Origin of the sequence: Pseudomonas batumici (assembly GCF_036585405.1) — a bacterium.
GTDB lineage: Bacteria > Pseudomonadota > Gammaproteobacteria > Pseudomonadales > Pseudomonadaceae > Aquipseudomonas > Aquipseudomonas batumici.
Map to the genome: position 1 here is coordinate 2,339,869 of NZ_CP144470.1, position 21,651 is coordinate 2,361,519.

The following is a 21,651-nucleotide window of genomic DNA, read 5'->3' on the forward strand; positions in this document are numbered from 1 at the left end:
TCAGGAACGAACACATGAGCACATTCAACAAGGACATCATCGTCATCGTTGGCGGATTCTCCAGCGGTCGCTATATCGCACCGCTCTTCAACGGCCTGGGATACAGCTGCGTCCACGTTTACACCGAGGAAGCGAAGGAGCATCCGCTCCTGAAGCCGACGTTCAATCCAGGCGACTATTCAGAGAACCACGCACTGGCATCGGACGACGACGCGCACGACTTTGTGCAAAAGATGCACGGGCGCCGGGTCAAGGCCGTGATCGCAGGCTGCGAACCCTGCGTTCTGTTGGCGGACAAACTCGGCGAAATGTTCGATGCCCCGCGTAACGTTGGCGCCTTGAGCTGGGCACGCCGAAGCAAGTACCTGATGCACGACACCCTGAGGAAAAACGGTCTGAAATCGGCCAGACAGCTGCTGAGTGACAACCTGCAGGAAATCTTCGACTTCCACGAGCAGATCGGCGGCAAGATCGTCATCAAGCCGGAGGCCAGCTCCAACACCGACAGCGTGTTCTATTGCACCACCCGTGAGCAGATCGCCGAGGCTGTGGATCGGATCCTGGGCGTGAAGAATTACTTTGGCCTCCTCAACACGAAGGTGCTGGTGCAGGAATACCTGTCTGGCAAACAGTACCTGGTCAACACCCTGTCCTCGGACGGCCATCACTATGTTTGCGATACCTGGGGAGAAGTGCGTGAAAACGACGACGGCCCCTCCAACGACAGCTACGCCGACCTGATAAACCCGAATGTCGAGGTCCATGCCGTTCTATCGCAGTACGCGAGCCGTGCGCTCGATGCGCTGGGTATTCGCTACGGCGCCGCGCACTTCGAGATTCGCATGACCGACGAAGGACCTTGCCTGGTCGAAGTGGGTGCACGGATGTCGGGGGGGATCGATTTTTCCGTGCTGCACGGAATCAACAGCTTGACCCAGCTGTCACTGCTGGCCGACGCAATGCTCGATACCGACGCCTTCCTGACACGCATCCAGGCGGCGCGCAAGAACAGCCAATCGATCAGAAAAGTCTACCTGTCTTCCGGGCTGTCAGGCGAGGTCCTGAGCGAGCCGGACCTGGATCTGTTCCTCGGTATCGACAGTGTGAACAGTGTCCTTTTCCGTCCTGCCAAGGGTGGCCATCTGCAAAAGACCGTCCGTTCGCTGAACGTCGGAAGACCGGGTCATCTGTACATGGTCAGCGATGACGAAGAGACCATCCTTCGCGACTACGACCAAGTGCGGCTGAACGAGACACGGTTGTACGAAACCATGCTTCGTGCCCCGGCGAGCGCCCCTCGGTAATACGGTTCGGCGCGCTGCGCCGTCCCATTTTCCATTGCCTATCCCATTCCACACTCATGGAGACTCCATGAAGATTACACGCGCATTTCCAGAATCCATCGACCTGCAGGCCGACGAGATCAACACCCGTGACATGCTTGTCGCGCCGCACGCAAGAACCAGTATCCACAATCACCATGACCGGGAGTGCTGGTCGATTACGTCTGGCGAGGGGCTCTTGTCCTCTGGCAACCGGCACGTCGTGGTCGGTGCCGGAGATCATGTCGAATTCGCCCCCTTCGAGACGCACATGATTGCCAACAGCGCAGACGAAGAATTGCGCTTCACGACGCATTGGTTTACCGATTGGGAGGCGATTCTATCCGAACCGGAACGCAGCCCCGGCCCAGACGGCAGAGTGATGATCGGAGCGGCCTTCCCCTCTCCGAACGGGCCGCTCCATCTCGGTCATTTGTCGGGTCCCTTCCTGATGGCGGACATCCTCCGGCGTTGCTGTGAGCTCACCGGCACCCAGTCCTTTACCTATTGCGGGACCTTCGGCAACACGAATCACATCGACAGGACAGCGATCGCCCAGGGCACGACTTACGAAAGTCTCGTGGCGCGCAGCGAAGACCTCATCCGCCAGGACCTGGAGTTATTTGAAACCCACTACGATGATTTCCTGCCCCACCAGCCCTCGTCGGCGGCGTTTGAGGCCGCGAAGTCCAGCTTCATCGAGATTCTCACGGCCTCGCCCTACTTGTTCGAGCGGGAGGTCGCCCATCCGTACAGCGAATCCGAACAAGTGTTCGTCAGCGAGAGCTTCGTCTCCGGGCAATGCCCACATTGCGCCAGCATCACCATCGGCCTGGAATGTGAGTCCTGTGGGTTGTACCAGGATGAGTGCAAGCTGATCGAGCCCTTCCATTCGGTGACTAAAGAACCGCTGGCTCACCGAAACGTCAAGAAGCTGTATCTGCGGCTTGATCGGGACATCCTGAATCAGATCGCGGTACAGCTATACAGTCACAACACGGCGGCAAGCCGTATTTGCTACGACTACCTGCAGAAGTACCTCAAGCACGACATGCTCGGCGACATTCCGGTTTCGGCGCTGCGGAGCAAGGGTTATCCCGTCCACGGCGATCAGGTGCTGTCTGTCGCCATGGAGCGGGCGCTGCGCTCGTATCAAGGACTCGCGCAATGCACGTCGGTCACCCGCCACTTGTGGTTCTGCGGATTCGACAACTTGTGCGCGTCCGGCATCCTGGTTCCTTACATCCTGAAGGTCCTTGGCATTCCCGATGCGCAGTTACCGATCGCCGTCGTCAACAATTTCTGCTTGCTCGAGAATAGAAAATTCTCGACCGGCGCGAATCATGCGATCTGGGCCAATGAATTTCTTCGCACTTATCCTGCGGATCTCGTGCGGCTCTATCTGTCGAACATCCACCGCCCGACCGCGGAGAGCAACTTCTGCGTCGATACTTTCTTCAACTACGCCAACCGTTTCACCGACACACTTATCGAGTGCTTCGAGGAGGGGCGAGAGCTGGCCACGCACTACGTCGGCGACCGAATCGAGGCGGGCCCTTGGCTGGTTCAGGATGTCCTGCTTTATCGTGAACTGAACAACGCCATGCGCCATTGCCTGGAAAGTTACTCCAGTCAGGCTTGCGTTGTTGCGTTGCGTCGTATCGAGCATCTGCTGGAGAACCTGGCTGACTACATCGTGGAGAGCAGGCACTACCGGGACGATCGCAACGTCCTTCGGACAAGGCTGGCGTTGGTGCTGTACGCGTATCAAAGCTTGGCCTATTGCCTGTATCCGGTGATGCCGGACTTGTCGACGTGCATCCTGGATTGTCTTCGCGTGGACCGTTCGCTGTGTCACGGGAATCGGCAGGTGGTTCGCATCGCCGAACATTTCGACGTCGACCGAATCCTGGACCGTCTCAACCAAATGAAGAAAAAGATACGGCGCTGATATGAAAAAGCGAATCGGACTGATCGGCTGTGGAAATTTGGGATACCCGCTTGCCTACTACATCGAGCGACTGGGATTCGATGAGTTGTATGTTCATGACCTTGACCCGGAGAAGGCTGCCGGGCTGAAGCAGAAAATGGAGGAAACCTGTCCGTTGCTACAGGTGAAGGATCACCTGGACGTGGATGGACTTGACGTGATCGTGCTTTCGCTCAGTGGGCCGCAGACGACGGCATTCGTCACTGATCCACGCAACCATGGGTTATTCAGGGGAAGGCCGGTCTTTGTCAGCCTGGGGCGGCCGAACTACGACGACCCTGCGGCGCACGAAGTCCTCGATCACTATCTCGTCGAGAACGGGGTTTCACTGCTGTTCGGCTTTGGGCTGGAACCGGGCCTGGTTGAAGTGCTGATGCATGACCTCGCGTCGACCCACCAGGGCGAGGTTGTCAAACTCAGCGCCGTTTGCGGGGGCGTACCGCTACGTCCAAATCCACCGCTGAACTACGACCTGCTGTTTGGAGAGCACCTGCCTTCGCTCAATCGTAGCGCCTTGTTCAAGATGGATGACCGTCTTGGCAGTTGCAAACGCTTCGACATGAAGGAAGCCGCGTTTGTCGAGGGGGTCGGTGCACTCGAGGTCTATCATGACGGCCTGTCGCCCTATCTCCTCTCTACCCCATGCGTCCAGCAGATTCCTGGGGTCAAGCAGCAGACCGCGCGCTGGCCCGGGTTCTTTGATTGCATGCGTGTCCTGCTCTCCTTGGGATTGCTCGACGAGCAGGCAAGGTTGGATGGCGGTTCCACTGCAAGCGCCCAGACGCACGCCATTCTCCGGCAAAACGGCAAGCTGGCGCGAAATCGGCCGGACATCAGCTTCGTCGAAGTGTGCGCACAACTTGAGTCCGGAAAACAGGAGAAGGTCAGCATCGTGTCGACCTTCGACGAGCGCACCCAACTGACCGGAATGGCGCAACTGACCAGTTTCATGGCCGCATGGGCCGCGCGGCGAGTCATGGACAGGCCGCAGTCGTGCCGACCGGGACTGATCCTCGGCCATGAGTTTTTTGACAAGAGCGAAACGGGTGCATTGCTGGACGCATTTCGAGTGCATGTGAACTGTACTGTGCGGATTTCACCCTAGGGACGCCGCCCTACCACAATGCCCCGCCACCAAGGCCGGTATCGGGTCGGAGCGCTACAGGTTCGGCGACGACCCTGTACCTCCGCCCTCTAACAACTAGTGAAGTAAAAGGTCATCCATGACTACGACAAGGAACGAAACGCTTTCTCGGGAAGAGGTGAAAGTAGTCCTGATTATCACCGTACTGCTGTTTCTGGGCGTGCTGGGTACGGACATTCATCTTTCCGCATTACCGGCCATGATGCTCTTCATGCATACCAGCCAGCAGTTGATGCAGTCCTCCATTTCCGTATTTCTGTTGGGGTCCGGCCTGAGCGCCCTCGTCTATGGGCCACTGAGCGACAAATTTGGCAGGAAGCCCGTCATCCTGGTCGGCCTTGTCATCGCCATCGCCGGCAATGTGTGGGGGGCAACGCTTTCGCAGATCGGACCGTTCCTGGCGTCCCGTTTTATCCAGGGCATCGGCAGCGGTGCCTGCCTTGCACTCTCCAGAATCGTGCTGTCGGATATCGTGCAACGTGAGCGCTATGCCATTGTCAGTTCCTACGTCACCTTGTTCACCGGTCTGTCCATCACGCTGGGACCACTGGCGGGCAGCCTCTTGTTGTCCTGGTTCGACTGGCAGGCCAACTTCGTCGTCATGGCCCTGATGCTGGCTGGCATGCTTGCGGTATTCGCGTTGTTCTGCCCGGAAACCAACCAGCACATCAATGGCGCCATCCGGGTACGGGGGGTTTTCGCCAACTACAAGTTCGTCCTGGGAAACAGCGACTTTATCCTGGCCGCCACACTGGCCGGCATCGGAATGGCTTGCTTCCTGCTGTACACCACGGCCAGTCCCTTCGTACTGCAACAGCAGTTCGCGCTCTCGCCAAGGGACTACGGCTACATGACGGCCTTCGTCGGGGCCGGGTTGCTCGTCAGCCGCCTGCTGCTGCCCCGCCTGATCAAGCGCTTCGGGATGCCGAAGTTGATCATCACGGGCCTGGTGATCCTGATCGGCTGCGGCGCGTCCTTGCTCACTCTGTCCGAGCTGGGCCACCTTTCATTGGTGTCCTTCCTGCTCAGCGTGTCTGGCGTGTTTTTCAGTTACACCTTCATCGTACTGTGCGCCTCGGCGATGTCGATGGCGCCGTTTACCGACAAGCGAGGCGCGGCTGGCGCGGTCTATTCGTGCTCGCAAATGGCGCTTGCCTTTGCGGTGAATGCCGCGGTGTCCTCCCTGTCCAGCAATGCTGTCGTGCTGCTCGGAACCAGCTTTATCGTGCTGCCCGTCGTGGGCCTCGTGCTCAGTCGCCGGATGCAAGGCAAGGCCGTACCCGTCGTATCCGGAGTTCGATCCACCTGATAAGACACCGACTCGAGGATCTCACACTGTGGTGAGCGGGCTTACCCGCTCGCCACAAATCTCAGCCGGACTTGAGCTTGTCCAGGGTCCGCAGTTTGTGCGGCAAGCCCCACAGCAGCAGCGCGGCGGCGATCAGGCTGGTGACACCAATGACGTATAGCGCAGGAGTCGTGCTGCCGGTGAGGTCCTTGATCCGTCCGACCATCACCGGACTGACAATACCGCCGAACTGCCCCAGGGTATTGATCACCGCGATCCCCCCGCCGCTCCGGCGCCCGCGCCGGCCAGCAGTTTCGGCGGCAAGGTCCAGAAGGCCGGGATCGACGCGATGATCCCGGCCCCCAGCAGGCTCAGGGCAACGATCAGGAACAGGGTGTGATCGGCGAAGATCCCCGCACAGAAAAAGCCGACCGCCCCCAGCGCCACCAACCCGCAGACAAACTTGCGCCGCTCGCCACTGACGTCGGACAAGCGTCCGACCACCACCATGCTGATCGCACCACAGATATAGGGGATGGCCGTGAGCAGGCCGATCATCACCGGGCTTTGGGTCCCCGCGCTGCGAATCAACTGCGGTGCCCAGAAGTTCAAGCCATAGGACGCGACCTGGATCAGGAAGTAGATCACCCCCAGCATCAGAAAGCCGGGAATACGCAACGCTGTCAGCAACGAACTGCCGGACTGGTGCGGTTCATGCTGGGCGATACGGCTCGACAGCAAGCGCTTCTCGGTCGGCGTCAGCCAGTGGGCATCGTCGATACGGTCCTTGAGCAGGGTCAGCACCAGCAAACCGAGGCCGATACACGGCAGGCCGCCAAGCAGGAACAACCAGTGCCATCCACGCATCTGCAACACGCCGTCCAGATGCTCCAGCACCAACCCGGAAAAGGGCGCGCCCACCAGTCCGGCGAACGCCGACGCCAGGAACAACAGCGAGGTGATACGCCCGCGATAATGCTGGGGAAACCACAGGGTCAGGTAATACAGCACACCCGGTGCGAAACCGGCCTCCATCGCCCCGATGACAAACCGCAGCGCATAGAACTGCCATTCGCTGTTGACGAACACCATCGCCGCCGTCGCCGCGCCCCAGGACATCATGATCCGGGCGATCCAGCGCCGCGCGCCGACCTTGTAGAGCATCATGTTGCTCGGCACCTCGAACAACACATAACCCACCACGAACAGCCCAGCACCCAGCCCATAGGCGGTGTCGCTGAGACTCAGGTCGGCCTGCAACTGGAATTTGGCGAAGCTGATATTGATCCGGTCGAAAAAGGCGAACAGGTAGCAGACCATGATCAGTGGCATCAGTCGCCAGGCGACCTTGCTCACCAGGGCTTTTTCGGCAGTGTGCACAACGGCGGGGCTCGCGCCCGCCTCCAGGACATTGAGGCTCATGGTGTTTCTCCAGGCGGACTGCCCGTAGGTATCCGATTGTTTTTGTTGTCTGGTACAGCGTGTCTTAAACAGCGGGGCACGATCAGCCGAGGCTGAAATCCGGTAGCGGATGCAAATCGCAATTGCGTCCCGCCTTGGCCACCTGGCCAGGCAGCTCGTGTCCGAGCAACGCCGGCAGGCGGCGGGAGATCGCCAGCAGCCTTGGCAGGTCCATACCGGTCTCAATGCCCATCTGGTCGCACAGATTGACCAGGTCCTCGGTACAGATATTGCCCGAGGCACCCGGGGCGAAAGGACAGCCGCCGAGCCCACCGACCGCCGCATCGAAACGCCGGGCACCGGCTTCATACGCGGCCAGCACATTGCACAGCCCCAGGCCACGGGTGTTATGGAAATGCAGGGTCAGGGCCGCGGCCGGCAGGCGACTCAGCACACGTTTGACCAGCCGCTGGACCTGACGCGGATTGGCCATGCCGGTGGTGTCGGCCAGGGTGATGCCCTGCATCCCCATTTCCAGATAGGTATCGACGATCTGTACGACGCGGTCTTCGTCGATCGCGCCTTCGAACGGACAACCGAAGGTCGTGGCGATGCTCGCATTCAGCAACACCGGCTCCCCGCGAACCCGCTCCAGCACCGTGTCGAAGGCCGCCAGCGACGCCTCGCAACTCATGCGCATGTTGGCCCGGTTGTGGGTCTGGCTGGCGGACATCACCAGGTTCAGCTCATCGGCCCCAGCCGCCAACGCACGCTCGGCGCCTTTCAGATTCGGCACCAGCGCCACGTAGATCACGCCCGACTGACGGCGAATACCGCGGAAGACGGCTTCGCCATCGCGCAACGCCGGGATCGCCTTGGGCGAGACGAAAGAACCGCCTTCGATTCGCGAAAAACCCGCCAGCGACAGCTCATCGATCAAGGCAATCTTGTCGACGGTTTCCACCCAGCTCGGTTCGATCTGCAAGCCGTCGCGGGGCGAGACTTCCTGGACGATCAGGCGTTCGGAAAAATCGCGGATCATTGCACCACCCCTTCGGCTTTCAGGCGTTCGATATCGGCCTCGGTCAGCCCCAGGCCGTCGAGAATGTCGTGGGTATGCTGGCCGAGGCTCGGCCCCTGCCAGTTGACCACACCCGGAGTCTCGGAGAGCTTCGGCACGATGCCCGGCATTTTCACCCGGACACCGCCCGGCAACTGCGCATCGAGCAACATGTCGCGGGCCTGGTAATGGGGATCGGCGACGATATCGGCGACGGAATAAATCCGCCCGGCCGGGACCTCGGCGTCCTGCAAGGCGAGCAGGACATCGTCGATCGGCAGGCTGCTGGTCCAGTGGGTGATCGCCGCGTCCAGCAGCCCGCTTTGCGCCGCCCGGCCATCGTTGTGAGCGAACTGTGGCGCCTCGGCCAGGTCGGGACGGCCAATCACCTGCATAAGGCGCTTGTAGATGGGGTCGCTGTTGCCTGCGATCACCACATAGGCACCGTCGGCCGTCAGATAGGTGTTGGACGGTGCGATACCGGGCAAGGCACCGCCGGTGCGTTCGCGGATATGGCCGAGCAAATCGTATTCCGGCACCAGGCTTTCCATGACGTTGAACACGCTTTCAGCCAGTGAGACATCGACCACCTGCCCCTCGCCCTGCCCGCTCTTGACCCGCAACAACGACATCAGCGCGCCTATGACTCCGTGCAACGACGCCAGGGAGTCGCCGAGGCTGACACCGACCCGCGCCGGCGGCGAACCGGGCGTTCCGGTGGTGTAGCGAATCCCGCCCATGGCCTCGCCGATAGCGCCAAACCCGGGACGGTCGCGATAAGGGCCGGTCTGGCCGTAGCCGGAAATCCGTACCAGGGTCAGCTTGGGGTTGAGGGCGTGCAGTACCTCCCAGCCCAGGCCAAGTTTCTCCAGGGCGCCGGGGCGCAGGTTCTCGATCAGCACATCGGCGTCGGCGGCCAGTTGCTTGACCAGCTCGATACCCTCCGCGGACTTGAGGTTCAGCGCCAGGGATTTCTTGTTCCGCGATTGCAGGTACCACCAGAGCGACGTGCCTTCGTGGAGCTTTCGCCACTTGCGAAGAGGATCGCCTTGGCCGATGGATTCGATCTTGATCACCTCGGCGCCGAACTCGCCGAGCATGCGTGCCGCAAAAGGCGCCGCAATCAGCGTGCCGATCTCGATCACCTTGATTCCGCTCAGGGGAGCAGTCATCACCGGTACCTCACTTTCTTGGAATTTGTCCCCAAGACTAGTGGAGCACCGGGTGATGAATCCAACCTTCACTCGGCAAGCTACGTTCGCGAAACGCGAACGCTCAGATCGGTGCGCTCAAGTGTTCGAACAACAAGCGGCTCACCGGCGACAGCGCCGACTCATCCCGGACCACCAGGATCAGGCTGCGCGTGGACCATTCGTCATTGAGTTTCACCGCGTGTAATCCCAGGGCCCGGCCGAACAGCTCATAGGCTTTCAGCGGCAGAATGCCGATCCCCATGTTCGCCTGGACCATCCGGCACATGGCATCGAACCCCGGCACGTGGATCCGCAGGCGCAGCACTTTTCCCGCCGCCCGGGCCGCCGCGTGGGTGCGCATATTGATCGAGCTGGCCGAGTGCAGGCCGACGTAGTCGCTGTCCAGCGTATCGGCGAAGGCCAATGCTTCCCGATCCGCCAGCGGATGATCGGGACGCATCAGCACCACCAACTGGTCATGCCGGTAAAGCACGCTGGTCAAGCCTCGCACATCGGTGTCGCTGGAGCAGACACCGAGATCGGCCACGCCGTCGAGCACGCCTTGCACCACACCGTTGCTGGGGCGCTCCTCAAGGTCGACCTTCACTTGCGGATGGCATTCGGAGAAGTCCCGCAGGTCTTCCGGCAGAAACTGGATGATCGCGGAAAGATTGGCCAGCATCCGCACATAACCACGCACGCCCTGGGTGTGCTCGCCCAGCTCCAGGCCCATTTTCTCGATGTTGAACAACATCTGCCGGGCATGATGCAGCAGGGTTTCCCCGGCCGGGGTCAATCGCATGCCTTTGGCCTGGCGCGCGAAGAGCGCAACGCCCAACGCCTCCTCCAGTTCCATCAACCGCTTGCTCGCCGCCGACACGGCGATGGCTTCGCGGGCCGCCGCCCGGGTCAGGGTCCCCTCCTCGTGCACGGCGACGAACAGTTGCAGGGTAATCAGGTCAAGGCGGCGGATCAGGCTTTTTTGCAGCATGGCAGGCTCGCTGACGACTCAATCGAAGCGTCGAGGATATCGTCCTTTCAGGTCCTTGCTGACAGTTGATTGATCGCCTTGGGATTGAGGATCGCTTGCGGCGCGCCCTTGCGCGCCACCGCCAACATCGCCCGGCCCATGGTTTCAGTGGTCTGGATGCTGTCCGGCCACAACCGGCGCAGCAGGCTCATCAGTGGTCCGGTCAGGCTGTAGACCGCCTGGTAGAGCCGGGTCTTGGAACGCACGCCGTGCAACGGCTGGATCGCACCGGGACGCATCAAGTACACCCCCTTGAACGGCAACCGCTGCAAGGCGTTCTCGGTGCGCCCCTTGACCCGGGCCCACATGCTGCGGCCCTTTTCACTGCTGTCGGTACCCGCCCCTGAGACATAGACAAAGGTCATGCCCGGATTGAGCCGCGACAAAGTCTCGGCGGCGGCCAGCGTCAGGTCGTAGGTCAGCCGGGTGTACTGCGCCTCGTCCAGGCCCACCGCCGAAACACCCAGGCAGAAGAAGCAGGCATCGAAACCCTGCAGCTCGGACTCGATGCCGCGGTAGTCGAACAGGTCGGCGTGCACCACCTGGCTGAGTTTCCCATCGACCTGGGTCACCGGCGTACGGCCGATGACCCTGACCTGTTGCACATCGTCCGCCAGCAGGCATTCGCGCAACACGCCTTGACCGACCATGCCGGTGGCACCGAACAACAGAATATTCATGGGCAACCTCTCAATGGCTCGGAAACGTCGGCAGCTCGACAGGTGCACTGTAGTCGGCGGCGCGACTGACCTCCAACCAACGTCCGGCCGCCTCGGCACGCGCGGTCTCGGCCTGCTCGCAGTAGTGCAAGGCATCGTTGCCGATCAACAGGTGCTGCGGCAGTTGCTCGTGGTAGGCCAGCTTGAGCACAATCTGCGCGATACGATCAGGATCGCTCGGTTCATTGCCCGCATAGGCACTGAGCATGCTGCTGACGGCACCGACGCTCGCCTGGTAGTCCTCCATGATCGACGGCGTGGCGTGGCCCGCCCTCACCGCCCAGTTGGTGCGCATGCCACCCGGCTCCACGGCACAGACCTTGATCCCCAGCGGCGCCACTTCCTGCGCCACCACCTCGGTGAAACCACCCACCGCCCACTTCGCCGCCTGATAGGCGCTGAGCCCCGGCATGCCCGCACGGCCACCCACCGAGGAGATCTGCAGGATGTGCCCGCTACGCTGCGCGCGCATCACCGGCAATGCCGCGCGGGTCAGGTTGACCACACCGAAGAAATTGGTCTCGACCTCCGCGCGAAACGCCGCCGTCTCGGTCTGCTCGAACGGCGCGAGATGACCATAACCGGCATTGTTGACCAGCACATCGAGCCTGCCGAACGCCTCGACGGCAACCCGAACCGCCGCTTGCGCCGCCGCCGCGTCCGTCACATCCAGGGCCACCACCCGAACCTGGTCGCCATAGCGCGCCACCAGATCGTCCAGGCGCTGCGGATCCCGCGCTGTCGCCACCAATCGCTCCCCCGCCGCCAGCACCGCCTCGGCGATGTTGCGACCCAGACCACTGGCACTTCCCGTAATCAACCAGACTTTAGACATGATGAGACTCCTATCGATTGTTGAGATTTATGAGTGAGCACTCACTCATTTTTGACACAAGGAAAAACCCTCGCCTACTCCTTGGCGGTGGCACTCCAGAACGCCTGGAAACCGGCTTCGGCATAACGCTCGGCCTGATCCGGTTCGCGGCGGATGAAATCGATCGTGGTATCGGCCAGGGCCCCCATGATCGCCGAGACAAAGGCCGCCGGCTGGTCGCGGAACAGACCGCTGGCAATGCTTTCCTGCATCATCTCGTTGACCTCGCAGAAATCCTGCATGCCGGCCAGCTTGCTCTGTTCGGTGACCTGCGCGGACATTCCGAGCAAGGCCACCACCTTGCGCTTGCGGGGCTCGGCCACGCCCCAGTCGACATAGCTCTGCCAGGCATGACGGGCGCGCTTGTTCACCGTTTCCGTGCGCGGGTAGCCGGGCATCATCACGTCCCGCAACTCGGCCTTGAGGTGCAGGTAGAGTTCGTTGAGCAGCACGTCCTTGGAACTGAAGTAGTTGAACAACGTGCCCTCGGCAACACCGGCGAGTCGGGCGATCTTCAGCGTCGGACAACCCAGGCCCTGTTCGGCGAACACCTCGATGGCGGCGTTGAGGATGGCGTTGCGTTTGTCTTCGCTTTTGGGACGGGCCATGGGGAGCAGCGTTCAACTTATAAGTGAGTAACCACTCAATTAAACCTGCGTGAACGCTGGTTTGCAAGCCCGCTGGTCGTGACAGCGCCCTCCCCTACAGGGGAAGGCGCTGGGTGATGGGGTCTTGCGTCAGAATGCGCTGCGGAAAATCTCTTCGATCTGCCGCTGATCCGCCGCACGCGGGTTGGTCAGGCCGCAAGCGTCCTTCAAGGCATTGCTGGCGAGGATCGGAATGTCCTGCAACTTGGCCCCCAACTCCCGCAGGCCAGCAGGGATCTCGACATCCTTGGCCAGACTGCGAATCGCCGCAATGGCCGCCTGGGCGCCCTCCTCGTCACTCATGCCCTGGATATCGACGCCCAACGCCTTGGCCACGTCCGTCAGGCGCTGCGGGCACACCAGCGCGTTGAAACTCTGCACATGGGGCAGCAACACCGCGTTGCACACGCCATGGGGCAGGTCGTAGAAACCGCCCAACTGGTGCGCCATGGCATGCACGAAGCCCAGCGACGCATTGTTGAAGGCCATGCCCGCCAGGAACTGCGCATACGCCATGTTTTCCCGGGCCTGCAGGTCGGCGCCGTCAAACACCACCTGGCGCAGGTTGGCGCTGATCAGTTCAATGGCCTTGATCGCACAGGCGTCGGTGATCGGCGTCGCCGCCGTGGAGACATACGCTTCGACCGCATGGGTCAGGGCATCCATCCCGGTGGCGGCCGTCAGCCCTTTGGGCATGGCGACCATCAGGGCCGGGTCGTTGACCGACAGCAGCGGCGTGACGTTGCGATCGACAATCGCCATTTTCACGTGACGCGATTCGTCGGTGATGATGCAGAAGCGGGTCATCTCGCTGGCCGTACCGGCAGTGGTGTTGATGGCCACCAACGGCAGTTGCGGCTTGGCCGAGCGGTCGACGCCTTCGTAGTCGCGGATATGCCCGCCATTGGTGGCGCACAGGGCGATACCCTTGGCGCAGTCATGGGGCGAACCGCCGCCCAGGGACACGACGAAATCGCACTGGCCGGCCTTGAGCACCGCCAGCCCCTTCTCGACGTTGTCGATACTCGGGTTCGGCTTGGCACCATCGAACAGCACCGAGTCGATGTCCTGCGTCGCCAGCATGCCGGCAATCCGTGCGGCGACGCCGGCCTTCGCCAGCCCCGCGTCGGTGACGATCAACGCCTTGCGAAAACCATGGTTGCGAATCGCGGTCATGGCGTCTTCCAGGCAATCGATGCCCATGATGTTCACTGCGGGAATGAAAAATGTGCTGCTCACGGTAAGCCCTCCTTTAGCTGACTGACGAGTCCCAGCTTCAGTCCAAGACCCACCGCCCACCTTGACCTGGCTCAAGAAAGTCCCGGATCCGAACCGCCGTTCGTCAGCCGCCGCTTATCTCGAGCGACCCACGATCGTCACCGGTGGAATAAGGGAATGGCCCAACAAACCCATGTTAAAGTCCGCCGTTGATCCTCTTCAGATTTGGCAACCGACCCATGGCAACAATGGAATTCCAGGTATTTGATGCGGCGTTGGAAGACTGGAACGCCCTGCGTGCCGAAATCCCCTTCAGCGGCCTGTTGATCGGCAACGGCGCGAGCCGGGCGATGTGGCAGGCATTCGCCTACGACTCGCTGTTCGAGAAAGCCCAGACCACGCGGAACCGCCCGCTGGGGCTCAGCGAGCTGGCAGTGTTCAAGGCCCTGGACACCAGCAACTTCGAACAGGTGCTCAGCGCCCTGAAGAGCACCATCAGGGTCAATGCGGCCCTGACCATCAGTTCGTCGTCACCGCGCAATCGCTATTTCGCGATCAAGGAAGCGCTGATCCATGCGATACGCTCGGTGCACATCCCCTGGAAACTCGTGCAACCCGAGAGCCTGGCGCGGATCAATACCGAGTTGAGCCGCTACCGAACGCTCTACTCCACCAACTACGACCTGCTCGCCTACTGGGCGATCATGCAGGCGCCCGAGTCGTTCGATGACCTGTTCCGCCCTGACGACTCGAGCTTCGACCTCGGCGCCACCGACAGCCACGGCACCCGCGTCCTGTACCTGCACGGCGGGCTGCACCTGGTGAAAAACCTCGACGGCAGCACCCGCAAGCTGACCTCCTCGGAAAGCACCCTGCTGGGCAGTTTCGCGGTCAATACCCTGGGCGACGTACCGTTGTTCGTCAGTGAGGGGAATACCCAGGACAAGCTCAAGGCGATCCGTCATTCGGATTACCTGTCGTACTGCTACGGGCAACTGGCCGGGCACCAGGATGCCCTGTGCATCTTCGGCCACAACCTCGGCGAGCAGGACCGGCATATCGTCCAGGCCCTGCTGGATGCGCGGATCAAGACCCTGGCGATTTCGATCTACCCGCGCAGCCAGGCGTTTATCCAGCATCAGAAGCGCCACTTCAGCCAGCTGTTCGAGGGCCGGGAGGTGACGCTGCGGTTTTTCGATGCCAAGAGCCACCCGCTGGGCAGCCCGCAATTGCGGGTCGACCCCGAGGCCTGAGACAGTCCCCTTGAACGACGAACGAGAGCCGCCAGAATGAGCCGCGCCACCGACATCGCACTCGATGGGAACAGCATCGACGCCCAGGCCGCGCGCTGGTTCGCCCGTCACCGCGAGGCCCCCGGACAGCCGTTGGACGAGGCCTTCGAACAATGGCGCGCGACGCCGGCCCATGCCCGGGCCTATGCCGAGTTCGAAGCGCTCTGGTCGGACCTGGCGCAATTGCGTCAATTGAACCAGCCGGCGTTGCCGCCGGCGCGGCGCAAGCACCTCTGGCGACCGGCCCTGGCCACGGCGGTCGCACTGGTGTGCGCGTTGCTGACGGTCAGCGCCGGCGCGCCGAACACGCCCTATCGGCATCAGGTCGCCGCCCATGCCCAAGGCACGCGCATCCTGAAACTGCCGGACGGCAGCACCCTGTACATCAACGCCAATACCCGGCTGCGTATCAACTTCCGCGCCCAGCAGCGGGATATCTACCTGGATCAGGGCCAGTTCTACCTGGAAATGGCCACCGACAAGGAACGACCGTTCTGGATTCATGCCGGCAACGCCCGGGCACGGGGGATGGGTAGCGGTTTCGATGTGCGCCGTGGCCAGCGTCAGCTGGTGGTCAGCGTCGCCCATGGCCAGGTGGCCTTCGAGCCCGAAGGCGACCCGAACAACGTCACCCTGCTCGAAGCACGGCAACGGGCGATCTTCGACTATACCAAGGGAATGCTGCAGCAGCAGACCCTGGGCGGCGAGGAAATCGCCGACTGGCGCAGCGGCCACCTGACCTTTCGCAATCGCGAACTGGCCAGCCTGATCGATGAACTGAGCCTGTACCGTAGCAAACCGGTGCAATTGGCGGAGGGGCCGCTGGCGCACTTCAAGATCTCCGGCAGCCTCGACGTGACAGACCCCGATGCCCTGCTCAATGCCCTGCCCAGCTTGATCCCGGTGAAAACCGTGGCCCTGGAAGACGGCCAGGTCAGGATCGAAAGCCGCAAATAATCCAACTGTGGGAGCCGGCTTGCCGGCGATGAGGCCCTTAAGACTTGCATCGCCTATATGGGCGCCTCGCCGGCAAGCCGACCACAAGGAACACGGTGTTGTTCAGCCCACGTTAGAACGGACCACGCTGAGTTCTGTTACCTGAGCCCGCCGCTGGCTCAGGTAGCGGGTGCAACTGACCCGCAGGAAGGAGGCGAAATTCAGCACCTCCCCGCGAAAGTCCATCACTTCCTCGTAGAGCCGGGTGATCAGCTGGTTGGTGGTCATGCCGTCGGCTTCGGCGATCTCGGCGAGGATGTCCCAGAACTGGTTTTCCAGGCGCAAGGTGGTCACCACGCCACGGATACGCAGCGAACGGGAACGCGATTCATAGAGAATCGGATCGGCCTTGACGTAGAGCTCACACATGACCCGCCCCCCCGCTTACAAAGTGATCCTGGTACCCAGCAGCCCGAGGAACGCCGCCAGCCAGCTCGGGTGCGCCGGCCAGGCCGGAGCGGTCACCAGGTTACCCTGGACGTGGGCCTGGGTCACTTCGATATCGATATAGCGACCGCCCGCCAGCCTGACCTCCGGGGCACAGGCCGGATAGGCGCTGCACTCGCGTCCGTCGAGAACGCCCGCCGCCGCCAGCAACTGCGCGCCATGACAGACGGCGGCAATCGGCTTGCCGGCCTGGTCGAAGGCTTGCACCAGTTGCACGACCTTGTCGTTCAGGCGCAGGTATTCCGGTGCACGACCGCCGGGAATCAGCAGCGCGTCGTAGTCGGCGGCATCGACCTTGGCGAAATCGAAGTTCAGGGTGAACAGATGCCCCGGCTTCTCGCTGTAGGTCTGGTCGCCCTCGAAGTCATGGATCGCGGTGCGTACGGTCCGGCCGGCGCTCTTGTCCGGACACACGGCATGCACCTGGTGACCGACCATCAGCAGGGCCTGGAACGGCACCATCACCTCGTAGTCTTCGACGTAATCGCCAACCAGCATCAGAATCTTTTTCGCAGCCATGGGGTGAACTCCTCTGGGTGAACGCTTGGGCAGACAAGAGTAGTCAAGGTAGACCCTGTACACGCCGCCGGGTAATCGCCGGCTACTACGATCCCCCGGGACGACAAACTGTACGGGCAACTATCTGCCCAGCTGTAACAGCGCGCCGCCGGGCCTTTATGGCTAGATGACAGTTCCTGTTTCCCTGATTCCCGGTCAATATCCATGTCCTCTCGTGAAAACACCGGCATGCTGCTCGGCCTGCTGGGTGTGGTGATCTTCAGCCTGACCCTGCCCTTCACCCGCATCGTGGTGCAGGAAATCAACCCGCTGCTCAACGGGCTCGGCCGCGCCCTGGTCGCCGCGATTCCGGCCGCGGCCCTGCTGCTCTGGCGCCGGGAAAAGTGGCCGACCTGGAGCCAGTTCAAGGGCCTGTGGCTGGTGATCGCCGGGGTGATCCTGGGCTTTCCGGTGCTCTCGGCCTGGGCCATGAAGACTTTACCGGCCTCCCACGGCGCCCTGGTCAACGGCCTGCAACCCTTGTGCGTGGCGTTGTATGCGGCCTGGCTGTCCCACGAACGGCCGTCACGGGCCTTCTGGGCCTGCGCCGCCCTGGGCAGTGCGCTGGTGCTGGGGTATGCGTTGATCAGCGGTGCCGGGAGCATCCAGGCCGGCGACCTGTTGATGCTCGGGGCGATTGCCGTCGGCGGCCTCGGCTATGCCGAGGGCGGGCGCCTGGCCCGGGAGATGGGCGGCTGGCAAGTGATCTGCTGGGCGCTGGTGCTGTCGGTACCGGTGTTGATCGGTCCGGTCCTGTACCTGGCCTGGCAGCACCAGGGGGCGATTTCCGGCAAGACCTGGTGGGCCTTCGGTTATGTGGCGATGTTCTCGCAGTTCCTCGGCTTTTTTGCCTGGTACGCCGGGCTCGCCCTGGGCGGCATCGCCCGGGTCAGCCAGATCCAGCTGCTGCAGATTTTCTTCACCATCGCCTTTTCAGCACTGTTCTTTGGCGAACACGTCGAGCCGATCACCTGGCTGTTCGCCGGGGGCGTGATCGTCACCGTGATGCTCGGACGCAAGACCAGCGTCCGCCCGGCGCAACCGGGCAGCTTGCCGCCGGGGGTTCAGCTCAAGTAGCCGTCGGCCCGCAGGAGGGTTTCCAGGCAGTGCTCCTGGATGGCGTAGAAGGCCTTGAGCTCGTCGATTTTCGCCAGCAGCAACGCCGGATCCTGCGGCTCGGCACGCTTGACCGCGAGGATCATCTTGTTCTTGTTGGTGTGCTCCAGGGAGATGAACTCGAAGACCTTGGTCTCGTAGCCGCAGGCTTCGAGGAACAGCGCCCGCAGGCTGTCGGTGACCATCTCCGCCTGCTGCCCCAGGTGCAGACCGTATTGCAGCATCGGCTTGAGCAACGCCGGGCTCTGGATCTGCAGGCGGATCTGCTTGTGACAGCACGGCGAGCACATGATGATCGCCGCCCCTGAACGGATACCCGTGTGGATCGCATAGTCGGTGGCGATATCGCAGGCATGCAGGGCGATCATCACGTCCAGCTCGCTCGGCGCCACGCTGCGCACGTCGCCGCACTTGAACACCAGCCCCGGGTGTTCCAGGCGCGCCGCGGCGGTATTGCACAGGGTCACCATGTCTTCGCGCAGCTCGACACCGGTCACCTGGGCTTCGGCCTGCAGGGTGTTGCACAGGTAGTCATGGATGGCGAAGGTCAGGTAGCCCTTGCCCGAGCCGAAATCCGCCACCCGCACCGGCCGGTCCAGCTTCAACGGCGAGCTGCCCAGGGCGTGGGAAAACACCTCGATGAACTTGTTGATCTGCTTCCACTTGCGCGACATCGCGGGAATCAGCTCGTGCTGCTTGTTGGTCACGCCCAGGTCGGTGAGAAACGGACGGCTGAGTTCCAGGTAGCGGTTCTTTTCGCGATTGTGCTCGGCGGACGGCACTTCCCGCGCCTGCTGGGTCTTGCCCTTGAACAGCGTGCTCTTGCCCTTCTTGCTGTACTCCAGCTGCACCTCGTCGGTGAGGGACAGCAGGTGGGCATTCTTGAAGGACGTCGGCAGCAACCCGGCAATGATCGCCAGGCCTTCGGCAACGGCGAAGTTCTTGGTGATATCACGGGTCTTGTAGCGGTAGACAAAGGACAGGCACGGCTGCTCCTTGACCGTCACCTGCTTGATGATGACCCGTTGCAGGTCCGCCTCGTCACCCACGTACTTGGCCAGCACCAGCTTGATAAAGGCGTTCTGCGCCAGGCTGGTCTCGAGCAGATCGAGAAACTGGGCATGATGGTCCGGCACGGACTGGGCGGGTTGTGCAGTAGCTGACATGAAAAAAGCGCCTCGGGCGTGCGGAAATCGGATCAGGGAATGACGGGCATTGTATCAGCCCAGCACCACCAGGCGGTTAGGCAGCTCGTTACGCGCCTGGGTCACCGGCACATGGGTCTTGAGCAGCTCGCCGCAGGACTGGATGCAGGTGATAAAGCCCTGCAAGGTCTGCCCTTGCTTGACCTGCTCGGTGAAGGCCTTGACGATGGGGTCCCAGGCGCTGTCGTCCAGCCGTCGGGAAATCCCCTTGTCCACCAGGATTTCGACGTGGCGCTCGGCCTCGCTGACAAAAATCAGCACACCGGTAGCGCCGACGGTATGGTGCAGGTTCTGTTCGAGGAACTGCCGCCGCGCCAGGCCCGACGCCCGCCAGTGCCGCACCGTACGCGGAATCAGCCGGCTGGTGATCGACGGGATGCGAAACAGCAGGCACAGCACGATAAAACTGCTCCACTGCGCCGCCAGCAGGCTGTGGCTGTTCAGCCAGCCAAAGACGAAGTTGACGATCCCCGGCACCAGCAGCGCCAGCAGGCTGGCCCACAGCAGCGGGATATAGGCGTAGTCGTCGGCGCGACTTGCCAGCACCGTCACCAGTTCCGCGTCGGTCTGCTGCTCGACCTGGGCAATCGCTTCGGCGACCTGGCGTTGTTCGTGTTCACTCAGTAAGGCCATGATTGTGCATGCTCTCTAGTGATTAGGGGGGTTACCAACTGCCTGATGATCCGCCGCCGCCGAAGCTGCCGCCGCCACCGCTGAAGCCTCCGCCGGAACGTCCGCCGCCGCCCCCCGAGTCGCCGCGCTTGGGCCCAAAGCCCATCCACTGCATGATCGCGCAGAACAGGACGAAGAGCACCATGAGGAAGCCGATGAATACCGGATGCCGTGAGCCGAAATCACTGCCGGACTCGGTTTTTTCCAGCGGCGGGTTACCCAGTACGTTGAGCAGAGCGTCGACCCCGGAACTGATGCCGCTGGACACATGGCCGCGCTTGAACTGCGGCACGATCAACTGGTTGATGATCAAGGCTGACTGGGCGTCGGTCAGGCGGTCTTCCAGGCCATAACCCACTTCGATCCGCACCTTGTGCTCGTCCCGGGCCACGATCAGCAGCGCGCCGTTGTTCTGGTCCTTCTGGCCGATTCCCCAGTGACGCCCCAACTGGTAACCGTAATCCTCGATGGTCGCGCCCTGCAGGTTCCCCACGGTGACCACCACGACCTGCTCGCCGGTGGCCTTTTCATGCGCCAGCAACTGCTGGCTCAAGGCCTCGCGCACCGGCGCGTCGATCATCTGGGCGCTGTCCACCACCCGCCCGGTCAGTTCGGGAAACTGCAGCTCGGCCCTGGCCGTCAGCGCCAGCGTGCAGAGCAACAACCACAAGGCCCCCTTGAAAATACGCATGCCTACCTCGTCCGTGATGTCGCGGGATGGATCGTTGCCGCGCACTCGCGCGCGGCAACGATCAACGGGTTACTGGAACTTCACCTGAGGCGCTTTATCGGCGTCCTGGGCGGTCGCTTCGAAGGTCGGGCGCAGCGCCAGGTCGCTGTACATCAGGCTGTGCCAGAGGCGACCGGGAAAGGTGCGGATCTCGGTGTTGTACTTTTCCACACTGAGGATGAAGTCACGCCGGGCTACGCTGATGCGGTTTTCCGTGCCTTCGAGCTGGGACTGCAGGGCCAGGAAGTTCTGGTTCGACTTCAGGTCCGGGTAACGCTCCGAGACCACCATCAAGCGACTGAGCGCACCGGTCAGTTGGCCCTGGGCGTCCTGGTACTGCTTGAGCTTCTCGGGATTGTCCAGGGTACCGGCATCGACCTGGATCGAGGTGGCCTTGGCCCGCGCCTCGATCACCGCGGTGAGGGTTTCCTGTTCCTGTTTCGCATAGCCCTTGACCGTCTCCACCAGGTTCGGGATCAGGTCCGCACGCCGCTGGTACTGGTTCTGCACCTGGGCCCAGTTGGCTTTCACCTGTTCGTCGTAGGTGGGAATGTCGTTGATACCGCAGCCGGCCAGCAACGTCGCCAGCAATGCCAGTACGGCGAATCTCCAACTCGAACGCAAACCCTGTTGTGCCGCCATGCTCGAAACGCTCCTTGAAACGCTGAAAAGGGAAAAAACCCGGGATTATCCGTACCCGGAACTGGGGCATAATCCGCCACCGCCACTGGAATGTGTGAAGCCAATCG

General features: G+C 62.0%; 20 protein-coding genes and 1 pseudogene. 7 read left to right on the plus strand and 14 right to left on the minus strand.

The genetic code is table 11. The features are described 5' to 3' along the window. Positions 1-14: 14 nt before the first annotated feature. The 4 genes from NUH87_RS10495 (at position 15) to NUH87_RS10510 (ending at position 5,765) form a co-directional block, all read left to right on the plus strand. Positions 15-1,304, plus strand: a complete 1,290-nt coding sequence (locus NUH87_RS10495; RefSeq protein ID WP_338525882.1) for an ATP-grasp domain-containing protein — start codon at positions 15-17, stop codon at positions 1,302-1,304. A 67-nt stretch (positions 1,305-1,371) separates the two neighbouring features. Then, a complete protein-coding gene (locus NUH87_RS10500) occupies positions 1,372-3,273 on the plus strand; it encodes a class I tRNA ligase family protein (protein WP_338525883.1) in 1,902 nt (633 codons plus the stop codon). A 1-nt stretch (position 3,274) separates the two neighbouring features. Continuing rightward, entirely contained in the window at positions 3,275-4,417 is a 1,143-nt protein-coding gene (locus NUH87_RS10505) for a saccharopine dehydrogenase C-terminal domain-containing protein (RefSeq protein WP_338525884.1), read from the plus strand. Between the two features lie 118 nt (positions 4,418-4,535). After that, a complete protein-coding gene (locus NUH87_RS10510; RefSeq protein ID WP_338525885.1) occupies positions 4,536-5,765 on the plus strand; it encodes a multidrug effflux MFS transporter in 1,230 nt (409 codons plus the stop codon). Between the two features lie 61 nt (positions 5,766-5,826). On the opposite strand, the pseudogene NUH87_RS10515 reads toward NUH87_RS10510, so the two are convergent. From NUH87_RS10515 to yiaY, 8 genes and pseudogenes are all read right to left on the minus strand, one after another. Then, positions 5,827-7,166 (minus strand): annotated as a pseudogene (locus tag NUH87_RS10515) (MFS transporter). A gap of 82 nt (positions 7,167-7,248) precedes the next feature. Further along, positions 7,249-8,187 (minus strand): hydroxymethylglutaryl-CoA lyase, encoded by a 939-nt coding sequence (locus NUH87_RS10520; protein ID WP_338525886.1) that lies wholly within the window; start codon positions 8,185-8,187, stop codon positions 7,249-7,251. After that, positions 8,184-9,377 carry a CaiB/BaiF CoA-transferase family protein gene (locus tag NUH87_RS10525; protein ID WP_338525887.1) on the minus strand — a complete coding sequence of 398 codons (1,194 nt, stop codon included), beginning with the start codon at positions 9,375-9,377 and terminating at the stop codon, positions 8,184-8,186. The genes NUH87_RS10520 and NUH87_RS10525 overlap by 4 nt, the downstream gene beginning before the upstream one ends. 103 nt (positions 9,378-9,480) lie before the next feature. Next, a complete protein-coding gene (locus tag NUH87_RS10530; RefSeq protein ID WP_338525888.1) occupies positions 9,481-10,389 on the minus strand; it encodes a LysR family transcriptional regulator in 909 nt (302 codons plus the stop codon). Between the two features lie 47 nt (positions 10,390-10,436). After that, a complete protein-coding gene (locus NUH87_RS10535; RefSeq protein WP_338525889.1) occupies positions 10,437-11,108 on the minus strand; it encodes an NAD(P)H-binding protein in 672 nt (223 codons plus the stop codon). A 10-nt stretch (positions 11,109-11,118) separates the two neighbouring features. Continuing rightward, positions 11,119-11,982: an oxidoreductase gene (locus NUH87_RS10540; protein ID WP_338525890.1), complete on the minus strand. Its 864-nt coding sequence runs from the start codon at positions 11,980-11,982 to the stop codon at positions 11,119-11,121. 74 nt (positions 11,983-12,056) lie between these two features. Continuing rightward, entirely contained in the window at positions 12,057-12,629 is a 573-nt protein-coding gene (locus NUH87_RS10545) for a TetR/AcrR family transcriptional regulator (RefSeq protein ID WP_338525891.1), read from the minus strand. Positions 12,630-12,758: 129 nt separating this feature from the next. Continuing rightward, complete coding sequence (gene yiaY, locus NUH87_RS10550) at positions 12,759-13,907, minus strand: L-threonine dehydrogenase (RefSeq protein ID WP_338525892.1); 1,149 nt, start codon at positions 13,905-13,907, stop codon at positions 12,759-12,761. A gap of 227 nt (positions 13,908-14,134) precedes the next feature. Between yiaY and NUH87_RS10555 the strand changes: the two genes are divergently transcribed. Beyond that, complete coding sequence (locus NUH87_RS10555; RefSeq protein ID WP_338526786.1) at positions 14,135-15,139, plus strand: DUF4917 family protein; 1,005 nt, start codon at positions 14,135-14,137, stop codon at positions 15,137-15,139. A gap of 36 nt (positions 15,140-15,175) precedes the next feature. Then, positions 15,176-16,135: a FecR family protein gene (locus NUH87_RS10560; protein WP_338525893.1), complete on the plus strand. Its 960-nt coding sequence runs from the start codon at positions 15,176-15,178 to the stop codon at positions 16,133-16,135. Positions 16,136-16,237: 102 nt separating this feature from the next. On the opposite strand, the gene NUH87_RS10565 is transcribed toward NUH87_RS10560, so the two are convergent. Then, a complete protein-coding gene (locus tag NUH87_RS10565; RefSeq protein WP_338525894.1) occupies positions 16,238-16,543 on the minus strand; it encodes a ribbon-helix-helix domain-containing protein in 306 nt (101 codons plus the stop codon). A 15-nt stretch (positions 16,544-16,558) separates the two neighbouring features. Next, the gene (locus NUH87_RS10570) at positions 16,559-17,140 is read right to left on the minus strand and encodes a DJ-1/PfpI family protein (protein WP_338525895.1); all 582 of its coding nucleotides are present in this window, start codon (positions 17,138-17,140) and stop codon (positions 16,559-16,561) included. 204 nt (positions 17,141-17,344) lie between these two features. Between NUH87_RS10570 and NUH87_RS10575 the strand changes: the two genes are divergently transcribed. Then, entirely contained in the window at positions 17,345-18,256 is a 912-nt protein-coding gene (locus NUH87_RS10575) for a DMT family transporter (RefSeq protein ID WP_338525896.1), read from the plus strand. Here NUH87_RS10575 and NUH87_RS10580 read toward each other — a convergent pair. The 4 genes from NUH87_RS10580 to NUH87_RS10595 all read right to left on the minus strand — a co-directional run bounded on the left by NUH87_RS10580 (position 18,244) and on the right by NUH87_RS10595 (position 21,544). Next, on the minus strand, positions 18,244-19,461 hold the full coding sequence (locus tag NUH87_RS10580) for an SAM-dependent methyltransferase (protein WP_338525897.1): 1,218 nt from the start codon (positions 19,459-19,461) through the stop codon (positions 18,244-18,246). The genes NUH87_RS10575 and NUH87_RS10580 overlap by 13 nt on opposite strands. Positions 19,462-19,515: 54 nt before the next feature. Next, positions 19,516-20,133 carry a TPM domain-containing protein gene (locus tag NUH87_RS10585; protein WP_338525898.1) on the minus strand — a complete coding sequence of 206 codons (618 nt, stop codon included), beginning with the start codon at positions 20,131-20,133 and terminating at the stop codon, positions 19,516-19,518. A gap of 31 nt (positions 20,134-20,164) precedes the next feature. After that, positions 20,165-20,863: a TPM domain-containing protein gene (locus NUH87_RS10590; RefSeq protein ID WP_338525899.1), complete on the minus strand. Its 699-nt coding sequence runs from the start codon at positions 20,861-20,863 to the stop codon at positions 20,165-20,167. 69 nt (positions 20,864-20,932) lie between these two features. Next, on the minus strand, positions 20,933-21,544 hold the full coding sequence (locus NUH87_RS10595; RefSeq protein ID WP_338525900.1) for a LemA family protein: 612 nt from the start codon (positions 21,542-21,544) through the stop codon (positions 20,933-20,935). Between the last annotated feature and the right edge of the window lie 107 nt (positions 21,545-21,651).